Source organism: Neisseria iguanae, from assembly GCF_003013245.1.
Lineage (GTDB): Bacteria > Pseudomonadota > Gammaproteobacteria > Burkholderiales > Neisseriaceae > Neisseria > Neisseria iguanae.
Window position 1 is genome coordinate 65,692 of the sequence record NZ_PXYY01000001.1, and the last position, 10,051, is coordinate 75,742.

Annotated in this window: 8 protein-coding genes and 2 pseudogenes; 7 read left to right on the plus strand and 3 right to left on the minus strand. The window is 47.1% G+C overall.

What is annotated here, in order from left to right:
- Positions 1-24: 24 nt before the first annotated feature.
- From C7N83_RS00340 to C7N83_RS00350, 4 genes are all read left to right on the plus strand, one after another.
- On the plus strand, positions 25-615 hold the full coding sequence (locus C7N83_RS00340; RefSeq protein ID WP_106739782.1) for a LemA family protein: 591 nt from the start codon (positions 25-27) through the stop codon (positions 613-615).
- Positions 616-707: 92 nt separating this feature from the next.
- The gene (locus C7N83_RS15515; protein WP_245911058.1) at positions 708-860 is read left to right on the plus strand and encodes a hypothetical protein; all 153 of its coding nucleotides are present in this window, start codon (positions 708-710) and stop codon (positions 858-860) included.
- A gap of 8 nt (positions 861-868) precedes the next feature.
- Entirely contained in the window at positions 869-1,600 is a 732-nt protein-coding gene (locus C7N83_RS00345) for a TPM domain-containing protein (RefSeq protein WP_245911059.1), read from the plus strand.
- Positions 1,600-2,112, plus strand: coding sequence for a TPM domain-containing protein (locus C7N83_RS00350; protein WP_106739785.1), 513 nt, complete (start codon positions 1,600-1,602; stop codon positions 2,110-2,112). The genes C7N83_RS00345 and C7N83_RS00350 overlap by 1 nt, the downstream gene beginning before the upstream one ends.
- Before the next feature lie 134 nt (positions 2,113-2,246).
- Here C7N83_RS00350 and C7N83_RS14390 read toward each other — a convergent pair whose 3' ends face one another.
- Positions 2,247-2,420, minus strand: a complete 174-nt coding sequence (locus tag C7N83_RS14390) for a hypothetical protein (RefSeq protein ID WP_170064742.1) — start codon at positions 2,418-2,420, stop codon at positions 2,247-2,249.
- A 378-nt stretch (positions 2,421-2,798) separates the two neighbouring features.
- Here C7N83_RS14390 and C7N83_RS00355 point away from each other — a divergent pair, with 378 nt between their 5' ends.
- A complete protein-coding gene (locus C7N83_RS00355; protein WP_106739787.1) occupies positions 2,799-3,659 on the plus strand; it encodes a phosphoribosylaminoimidazolesuccinocarboxamide synthase in 861 nt (286 codons plus the stop codon).
- Between the two features lie 370 nt (positions 3,660-4,029).
- Entirely contained in the window at positions 4,030-6,135 is a 2,106-nt protein-coding gene (gene pnp, locus C7N83_RS00360) for a polyribonucleotide nucleotidyltransferase (protein WP_106739789.1), read from the plus strand.
- 142 nt (positions 6,136-6,277) lie between these two features.
- Here the strand turns inward: pnp and C7N83_RS00365 are convergent.
- Positions 6,278-6,911, minus strand: a pseudogene (locus C7N83_RS00365) (IS1595 family transposase).
- A 163-nt stretch (positions 6,912-7,074) separates the two neighbouring features.
- Here C7N83_RS00365 and C7N83_RS00370 point away from each other — a divergent pair.
- On the plus strand, positions 7,075-9,588 hold the full coding sequence (locus tag C7N83_RS00370; protein ID WP_106739790.1) for a TonB-dependent receptor plug domain-containing protein: 2,514 nt from the start codon (positions 7,075-7,077) through the stop codon (positions 9,586-9,588).
- A gap of 264 nt (positions 9,589-9,852) precedes the next feature.
- Here the strand turns inward: C7N83_RS00370 and C7N83_RS14395 are convergent.
- Positions 9,853-10,051 (minus strand): annotated as a pseudogene (locus C7N83_RS14395) (IS256 family transposase); the annotation flags it as partial.

Consider the following 10,051-nt stretch of genomic DNA (forward strand, 5'->3'; position numbering starts at 1 on the left):
TTTATTATGATGAGGGAGAGGGCAATGTTTAAAAAATGGTTGGCTGTTTTGGCTGTGATGACGTCTATGTTCAGTTTGGGCGGCTGCGGGTACAACACCATGCAGACGGAAGACGAAGCCGCTAATGCCGCTTGGTCGGAAGTGTTAAACCAATATCAACGCCGCGCAGATTTGATTCCGAATTTGGTGAATACGGTCAAAGGCTACGCCACCCATGAAGAAGAGGTGTTCACCAAAGTAACCGAAGCGCGCAGTAAAGTCGGCAGCGTGCAATTGAGTGCGGAAGATGCGGCCAATCCCGAGAAATTGAAGCAATTCCAACAAGCGCAGGGCGAATTGAGCGGTGCGTTATCGCGCTTGCTGGTGGTGTCTGAAAACTATCCGCAATTGAAAGCCGACCAAAATTTCCGTGATTTGCAGGCGCAATTGGAAGGCACGGAAAACCGTATTTCCATCGCGCGCAACAGTTACATTAGAGCGGTGCAGACTTATAACACCACTTTGCGTCAGTTCCCACAAAATATTACCGCAAAAATTTTCGGTATGCAGCCGCGCGCCAACTTCAGCATCGAAAATGAAGGTGCAATTTCCAATGCGCCTAAAGTGCAGTTTTAAGGGTTAATTTTTCAGACGGCCTGTCCATGACGGACAGGCCGTCTGAAATCATGTTTTAATGGTTTGACCATAAAATCCGGAAAGGCAAAGCTATGCAGTTTTCGATTCACAAAACAGGGCTTGCGCTGGTCATGCTGCTGGGCAGTTTATTACTGTTTGCTGCCGAATTGGCTGCCATTCCGCCACTTACAGCGCCGGTAATGGACAGTGCGCAGATGATGAGGCGGAAGCGCGTGTCGAACTGAATACGCATTTGACACAATACAGCAAAGAAAAAGGCAGTCAGATTGTGGTGTTGACCGTGCCGGCTATTTTTCCGGAAAGCCCGTTCGATTACGCTTTGCGTGTGATGGAAACATGGCAGTTGGGCCGCAAAGACATCAATGACGGCGTATTGCTGCTATTGGTGCGGGATGAGCGAAAAACGCATTTGGCAGTCGGTCGCGGCTTGGAAGGTGCGATTCCTGATGTTTACGCCAAGCGCATCTTAGATGATGTGATGCGGCCGTATTTACAGCAAGGCCAAACTAATGCCGCGATTTACCAGGCTGTCGGACAAATCGAAAGGCTGATTGCCGGAGAAGGTTTGCCGGAAGCAGTAACCAGTGAATATGCGGAATCGGCCGGTGAAGATGCGTGGATAATGTTACTGCTTGTGCCGTTAGTGGCCGGTAGTTTCTTAAAATCCATTTTCGGCCGTATTTTAGGCAGCTTGATTACCGGCGGAGTGATGTTCGGCTTAACTGCTATGTTCGGTTGGGTATTGTGGATTGGCATCATTGCAGCCATCGGCGGAACCTTGTTCACTTTCTTATTAGGTTCTAGTGTTTTCATTTCCGGAGGAGGTGGCGGTGGTTTCGGTGGCGGCTTTGGCGGCAGTGGGCCACGCGGCAGTTGGCGAAGCGGCGGAGGCGGCTTTGGTAGCGGCGGTTTCGGCGGCGGAGGTGGTAATTTTGGTGGTGGCGGTGCTTCAGGGAGCTGGTAATGGAACAAAACAGATTTAAACGTTTATGGCAACACTGGAAATATCCGCGTTGGCGTGTGGAGAAATTTTTCCCTACTGCCGACTTGGAGCGCCTCAGCTGTGAAATCAGTTTTTCCGAGCAAAAACATGCCGGTCAAATCCGATTTGTGGTCGAATCTCGCTATGCCAATAGCGAGATATTGTCCAATGTCGATCCGCATACCCGTGCGCTGCAATGGTTTGGCCAATTGGGTGTATGGGATACCGAACACAATAGCGGCGTGTTGGTGTATATTTCTTTTGCTGATCATGTGGTTGAAATTGTAGCCGACCGTGAGGTCAGCCGGAAAGTACCACAGGAAAAATGGCAGGAGATTTGTGATTTGATTCGTGAATATTTCCGTAAGGAAAAATACATCCAAGGTTTGGAAAACGGCTTGCAGGCGGTCAGCCATGCGTTGGCTGAATTTTACCCGCGTGAACTCGATACCATTTATCGTGATGACTTGGATAATGATGTCATGATGGTGTAGTTGGCTACCTTTAATTAATTGAAAGGCCGTCTGAAAAATTATTAGCGTGATTTTCAGATGGACAGAGGCCTTTTCAAAATATAAACACACCAACCAAAGCGGTTAATTGGGTTAGCGATTAACCACTTTTACCTTTATTTTAGTGCCGCTCCCACTTTTATTTTCCTCTTTTCAAGGCGCATTTCCTGTCTTTCAGGCAGCCGGATTTCCGGTGTAAAGCTCCCCAAGGTTTGTTTGACTTCCGACAGTTGCTTGTTTCGCTGCCTGTCTTCTCCTGTTACAGGTTTGCCCCTGTGTGCTTTGCGCATAATGCCGTCTGAAAGCTACCTTCTTGGCAGATACACTGGCTTTGAACATGGCCGCAGCGGATAGGCAGGACAGTCTCGGTGGCCGCAGAGGTAACGGGTCTTGTGTTGGTGGCGCAATTCTACGGGCAGCCAATCAAGTACTTGGTTGGGTTTGATGAAAGGGGAACTGTCAATGTGCTTAGCCATCGTGATTTGGGCTTGTTGGTGGAAGAAGCAGACTATGGAAAATTCCGTTAAATTCTTTCAAGCTGGATTTAGAGGGGTTTTAGCGGTTTTGCAAAGGTTTAGGGCAGCCTGCATATAAAATAAAGGCTGCCTTGTATAAAGAAATTCGGCTAAAATAACCCCTTTGGTATCCTGACTGGAAAGACTCCAAATATGGCGGCAATCAGTTTGAAAAAAATTTATTCGGGTAAAGTACGTGATTTATATGAAATCGACGACAAGCGTATACTGATGGTCGCTTCAGACCGTTTGTCGGCATTTGACGTGATTTTGGACGACCTGATTCCGACCAAAGGTGAAATCCTGACGCAGATTTCCAATTTTTGGTTCCAAAAGCTGGCACATATCATGCCCAATCATCTCACTGGTGATACCGTTTACGATGTTTTGCCGGGGAACGAGGCTGAAGTATTGGAAAAACGCACCATAGTGGCGAAAAAACTCGCGCCGGTTAAAGTAGAGGCCATTGTGCGTGGCTATTTGGCAGGCAGCGGTTGGAAAGATTACCAAAAAACAGGTACCGTTTGCGATATTCGATTGCCTGAAGGTATGCAGGAAGCGCAGCAGTTGCCGGAAGTTATTTTTACGCCATCGACCAAAGCCGAGGTAGGCGGCCACGATGAAAACACCAGCTTTGAACAATGCGGACAAATTATCGGTAAAGAATTGGCGGCCGAAGTGCGCGAAAAAGCCATTCAGCTTTATGTCGAAGCGGCCGAATACGCCAAATCACGAGGTATCATCATTTGCGATACCAAATTTGAATTCGGTTTGGATGAAAATGGCATATTGACTTTAATGGACGAAGTGCTCACGCCCGATTCAAGCCGATTCTGGCCAGCCGACCAATACGAAGTCGGCACCAATCCGCCTTCATTCGATAAACAGTTTGTGCGCGACTGGTTGGAACAAAGCGGTTGGAACAAACAAGCGCCGGCACCAAAAATGCCGACGGAAGTGATTGAGAAAACCGTTGAAAAATATCAAGAAGCGTTGAGTTTATTGACGCGCTGAATATTGATTGGGCCGTCTGAAAGCAAATCTGCTTCCAGACGGCCTTTTTGCCGTTTGTATAAAAACACTATAGCGGAATCAATAAATGATTGATAAACAGTACGGAATTGATTCTGTTACCGTTTCAGTGGTTTACAAAATCATTCTTAGTGCCAAGGCGCGTCGACACTGTACCAGTTTTAGTGGTTTCACTATTATATGGATTTAGCGGCTGTTTGCCGTTATAATCATTGTTTGGGCGGTTTCAAAAAGGCCGCCTGAATATTAATCACAAACCCGCCGCATCAGCCTGAAACCCTAACCATGCACATTAACGCTTCAGTGTGCATCATTAGTGTTTTAGCGGTGCGGCAACAGCGAAAGGACAAACATGTTCGACAAACACGTAAAAACCTTCCAATACGGCGATCAAACCGTTACTTTAGAAACCGGCGAAATTGCACGCCAAGCCGCTGCGGCCGTTAAAGTATCTATGGGTGATACCGTAGTATTGGTTGCCGTTACCACCAACAAAGACGTGAAAGAAGGTCAAGACTTTTTCCCGTTGACCGTAGATTATTTGGAACGTACATATGCTGCCGGTAAAATCCCGGGCGGTTTTTTCAAACGCGAAGGCAAACAAAGCGAAAAAGAAATCCTAACCAGCCGTCTGATCGACCGTCCGATTCGTCCGCTGTTTCCTGAAGGCTTCTACCACGACATCCAAATCGTGGCGATGGTGGTGTCGGTTGATCCTGAGATTGACTCTGACATTCCGGCTATGCTGGGTGCATCTGCCGCATTGGTATTGAGCGGCGTCCCGTTTGCCGGTCCGGTTGGCGCAGCCCGCGTGGGCTATGTCAACGGTGGGTACGTATTGAACCCGACCAAAGCGCAATTAGCTGAATCTCAAATGGATTTGGTGGTTGCCGGTACTGAAAAAGCCGTTTTGATGGTGGAATCCGAAGCCGATATCCTGTCTGAAGACGTGATGTTGGGCGCAGTGGTTTACGGTCACGACCAAATGCAGGCGGCGATTAAAGCCATCAATGAATTTGCCGATGCAGTAAACCCTGAAGTATGGGATTGGAAAGCACCGGAAACCAATAAAGAATTGGTGGCCAAAGTGCGCGAAATTGCCGGTAATGCGATTGGCGAAGCCTTCAAAATCCGCTCGAAACAAGCACGTTCGGCCAAATTGGACGAAGCATGGGCATCTGTAAAAGAAGCCTTGATTACCGAAGAAACAGATACCTTGTCTGCCAACGAAATCAAAGGTATTTTCAAACATTTGGAAGCCGATGTCGTGCGCAGCCAGATTTTGGACGGCCAACCGCGTATCGACGGCCGCGACACCCGCACCGTACGTCCGCTGAACATCCAAACCGACGTTTTACCGCGCACGCATGGTTCGGCACTGTTCACGCGAGGTGAAACCCAAGCCTTGGCAGTGGCTACTTTAGGTACCTCGCGCGACGAACAAATTATTGACGCCTTGAGTGGCGAATATACCGACCGCTTCATGCTACACTACAACTTCCCACCGTATTCTACCGGCGAAGTCGGCCGCGTCGGTGCGCCGAGACGCCGCGAAATCGGTCACGGCCGGTTGGCCAAGCGCGCGCTGTTGGCAGTATTGCCGGCACCGGAAGATTTCAGCTATACCATGCGCGTGGTTTCTGAAATCACTGAATCAAACGGTTCTTCTTCCATGGCTTCCGTATGCGGTGGCTGCTTGAGCCTGTTGTCTGCCGGTGTGCCGTTGAAAGCACACGTTGCCGGTATCGCCATGGGCTTGATTTTGGACAACAACAAATTCGCCGTATTGACCGACATCTTGGGTGATGAAGACCACTTGGGCGATATGGACTTTAAAGTAGCCGGTACCACCGAAGGCATCACCGCGCTGCAAATGGACATTAAAATCCAAGGCATCACCAAAGAAATCATGCAAATCGCGCTGGCACAAGCCAAAGAAGCCCGTTTGCACATTTTGGCGCAAATGCAGGAAGCTGTGGCTGGTCCGCAAGAATTGTCGGCACATGCCCCGCGTCTGTTTACAATGAAAATCAACCAAGACAAAATCCGTGACGTGATCGGCAAAGGTGGCGAAACCATCCGTGCGTTGACTGCAGAAACCGGCACCGAAATTAACATAGCCGAAGACGGTACCATTACCATCGCCGCGACCACGCAGGAAGCCGGCGATAACGCCAAAGCCCGTATCGAACAGATTACTGCCGAAGTGGAAGTGGGTAAAGTGTATGAAGGTACTGTGGTGAAAATCTTGGACAACAACGTCGGCGCGATTGTGTCTGTGATGCCGGGTAAAGACGGCCTGGTACATATCAGTCAAATCGCCCATGAGCGTGTGAAAAACGTGAGCGATTACCTGCAAGTCGGCCAAACCGTCAAAGTGAAGGCCTTGGAAGTAGATGACCGTGGTCGCGTGCGCTTGTCAATGAAAGTGCTGTTGGACGTACCGACGGCTGAATAATTAACATTGAGGCAAACGGCTTGATTCTTGTTAACTTGAATCAAGCCGTTTTTTCAGACGGCTTATTGATGTCGCTATCGGTTTGTACAGGCTGTCTGAAAACCATGTTTCCAAATGAAACCTTAGGAACTGTCCTAGATGATTAGAATAAGTCCTGCTTTACTAATTGTTTTAAAATGGAAATCTGAACTTGTATTTCACTATTGTCAAAATGTGGTTCACATTCCTTCAAATACAGCTCAAAATGTGCTTTGGCAATACCGTTAAACTTGCGTCAATGGCGTTTTGCCTGATTCCAAAAGTGTTCAATTGTGTTAATGTGGTTTTGTCGCCCGGCAAAATGTGTGCTGTGATTTATGCGCAAATGTGAACATTCACTCAGGTCTGGTACGTCATAACGGCGATAACAACCGCTATAAACAATGCTGTCAGGTGTAACCTGTTCACGGAAAATTGGCAGCAATGCAGTTGTTTGCGTATTGGGTTCAGTAACAGTAGTTTCGCTTCAAAAGCCCGAATACAGTGACTTTACCGGCCGCACAGCGACCGTGTTTGCCTTGACGTTTCCCGCTGAAATCACTTTCATCAACTTCAACTTCCCTATCAAACATTTCCAGGCCGTTTTGATAAATAATTAATCGTAAACGGTGAAGAACATAGGAGGCGGTATTTTTATTTACGCCAATTAACCCGGATGCTGGTTGGGCGGTAACTCCTGCAACAAACAGTTCAATGAGTTTATTTTGTTTGTACCGGTTTAGACGACTTTTACGCATGGGGATAATTCTGACTTAATTTGAATTCCTGGTTATCTAAGACAGCTCCTTCTATTGTAGTTAGAATAACCTTAAAAGCGCCTTTTCACATATTATCTTTCTTTTGTACGAAAATTTACTTATAATTGTTACGTTATAACATTTATTATGAGAATTTTGAACAATGGAAAAAACTAAAATCGCTTTAGGAGTCTCTTTGGTTTTTTTGTCGCAAGCTGTTTGGGCAGACAAGGTGCAAAATAATATCGTAGAGCTTAATACGGTAGTGGTAAAAGGAGAACCATACACAGCTCGGTCGGAAGGAAATGTCTGGAATCAAGATAGGATCGCCGCGATACCTAAGGGCAACGGTACCGTCAATGATTTATTGCGTACCAGCCCAGGCGTGCAGTTTTCGAATACAGAAGGCACGGCGGACAGCGCAGGGGAAATTGCACCGCCGAATATTTCGTTTCATGGTGAGAAGTTTTACAACAACCGTTTTTCGATTGACGGTGTGAGTAACGACAGCAATTTCAACCCTGCACATAATGGCTCCAATACACAGTTGGATGCAGATACGGTAAATTCGCATACAGTAGGTGCGTTGCCTGCAGGCCATCCGCAAGCGTTTTGGATAAGCCCTTCTTTAGTGGGGAATATTAAGGTTAGAGACAGTAATATTTCTGCACGATATGGCCGTTTTACCGGCGGGGTGGTAGATGTTGACTTAATCAACCCAAATGTAGACAAGCCATTTGGCAGCTTATCTTTCCGTACCACCCGCCATACTTGGACTCGTTATTATATCGACCCGCTATATATTGACGAATACCGAGAAGCCCAATCTTCTGATACTCAGCCGAAATTTACCAAGTATGAATCCAATCTCGCAGTTAACCAACCTGTCGGCGAAGATTCGGCAGTGTTGTTTTCTTATAGCCGCCAGCATTCTTCGATTCCTTTTTTCCATCAACATTTGAAACAGTCAACCAAGCAAAGGCGGTTGGCTGATACGTTTCTGTTACGAGGAAAGCACCGCATCAATGATGATAACAATCTGTCGGCAACGGTAATCTATTCTCCACATGATGCGACTTACTATCCGGCCAACTATAAAGACGGTCGCTTTACCAACAGCGGGGGCGGTTGGCGCTTTGATTTGGATTGGGAGCGCTATATCGGTTTCGGCAGAATGCAGACTAAATTAAGCTATCGCAGTACGGAAGAAAAAAGCGCCTATGATCAGGATGATTTATATCGGTATAACGACGATACGCCGTCGATAAATTGGACTACCCATCCCGAAGTCGATGAGGCTGCCGTGGGTGGTATTGGTACCAGCCGTTCGTTTGGCAAGCACATTAACCTGCAGCAACATTTCGAGTTTAACGAAGCGGGTTGGAGTGGCTGGAAACACCGTTTTAATACAGGTTGGGAAGTAGAGTATGCCGACAAAGGATTTGAGCGTAAAAAAACCACCATTATTTACGGAGGCGCTCGGAAAACTTATCGAAAAGACTGTACTGAATGTATTCCGGGTGAACAATTTTTTACCAGTTATGCTTACAATTACCCGGCCAACATCAAAGTGGGTACACATAATCTTGCCTTTTATCTTGAAGATGATATTGAAAAAGGCAATCTGCGCTTAAAACCAGGCATCCGCTTGGATTACAACAATTTTTTAAAAAATACCGACATCGCGCCGCGATTCGTATTTGATTACCGCTTACCGCTGAAACCGATTAAATTGTATGTATTCGGCGGAGCCAACCGTTATTACGGCAGTGAAATGCTGACTTATAAATTACGCAGTGCCTATGTATTCCAACGTAATTTTGACCGTTTCGAGATAGACGACCCGTGGACATCGCGCGAGCTGAAAGAACCGCGTTACGACGGCAGTAATTTGAAAACACCGTATAGCAATGAATGGAATTTGGGTATCCGACAGCATATCGGCAACAGTGAATGGCAATTGAAATGGGTACGCCGCAACAGCCGAAACCAGTTTCTAACTACAGAAAAAACGGATGAAAGCGGTCACACCTACCGTGTTCTAGCCAATACGGGCCGTTCCGACAACGATACGTTCAGTTTTTCAGCAGCTCTGAACCGCCCGTGGAATCTAGGTCCTGCATTATTGAGCTGGCGGCTGGGTGCTGATTATAACAAACGTCGTTCTAATCAAACCGGTACGTTTCAACGTTACGACTGGGGGGAATGGAACGTAAAGAAAGTGTTGGTTGATGGCAAGCTGAAAGCTCCTGACGAGCTGCCTGCAATGGATTTCAACCAACCATGGAATGCTTTTATCGAAACAGAGCTGACTGTGCCCAAATGGTACCTTACCTGGACACAACGTTGGCGCTATTCGCCCGGGACGCTAGAATACACGCAGGAGAATATCCGCTGCACCTCCGAACTCACACGGCTTTGCCAAGGCTATGTCGGCAATCTGGCTAAGTTCGACCAAATCAAATATAATCCGGCATTGATTGCAGACTGGCATTTCTCATGGGCAAAACCACTGGCGCAAACAAAAAAGCTGGAAGTGAATTTGGATGTGTTGAATGTATTTAACCGCAAAATTGTCGGCAAAAAAGTTTATACGCCAACATGGCAGGAAAAAAAGCGTGATGTATCTTATAAAATAGGCCGTCAGTTCTGGCTGGGGGTGAAATATTCTTGGTAAACTTACTTGGATTATCAATATCTGTTTGAAAGGCAACGCTCCGGCAGGCATTACGCTTAATCAGGTATCAGGAGCCCCTCATTCTCTGACGGATGGTGGATATCACAAGGCAAATATCAAGTATTGCCGCTTTATGGGTGGTTTGGGGACTGTTTTTTTGATCTTGTAAGTAACGCTAGGAAATATCACGCAGACAGATAGGTTCGAAGAGGATTTATAAGATTCAGGCAAGTATTGCCGATTGAGGTCGTTCAAAATCCTGTGTCAGCTTAAATTCTGCAACCGGATAATGCCGTCCGGCCGGTCGTCAAAACAAACCGCCAACTGCGGGAGCGTCTGCCCCCGGTTTGCAATCGGCATCGTCCATTTTTCCCCGAAGCCTTACCGATACCGCCATATAAAAGCTTCAGCAGGCCGGTTTCATTGGGGAATGCGCCTTGGGTTTTGGCCAGCTTCCGAAACT

Bases quoted from the DNA above. Each gene is read 5' to 3' on its own strand.
- C7N83_RS15515 (WP_245911058.1), top strand. From the start codon at position 708: ATGCAGTTTTCGATTCACAAAACAGGGCTTGCGCTGGTCATGCTGCTG.
- C7N83_RS14390 (WP_170064742.1), bottom strand. From the start codon at position 2,420: ATGCGCAAAGCACACAGGGGCAAACCTGTAACAGGAGAAGACAGGCAG.
- pnp (WP_106739789.1), top strand. From the start codon at position 4,030: ATGTTCGACAAACACGTAAAAACCTTCCAATACGGCGATCAAACCGTT.
- C7N83_RS00350 (WP_106739785.1), top strand. From the start codon at position 1,600: ATGGAACAAAACAGATTTAAACGTTTATGGCAACACTGGAAATATCCG.
- C7N83_RS00355 (WP_106739787.1), top strand. From the start codon at position 2,799: ATGGCGGCAATCAGTTTGAAAAAAATTTATTCGGGTAAAGTACGTGAT.
- C7N83_RS00370 (WP_106739790.1), top strand. From the start codon at position 7,075: ATGGAAAAAACTAAAATCGCTTTAGGAGTCTCTTTGGTTTTTTTGTCG.
- C7N83_RS00340 (WP_106739782.1), top strand. From the start codon at position 25: ATGTTTAAAAAATGGTTGGCTGTTTTGGCTGTGATGACGTCTATGTTC.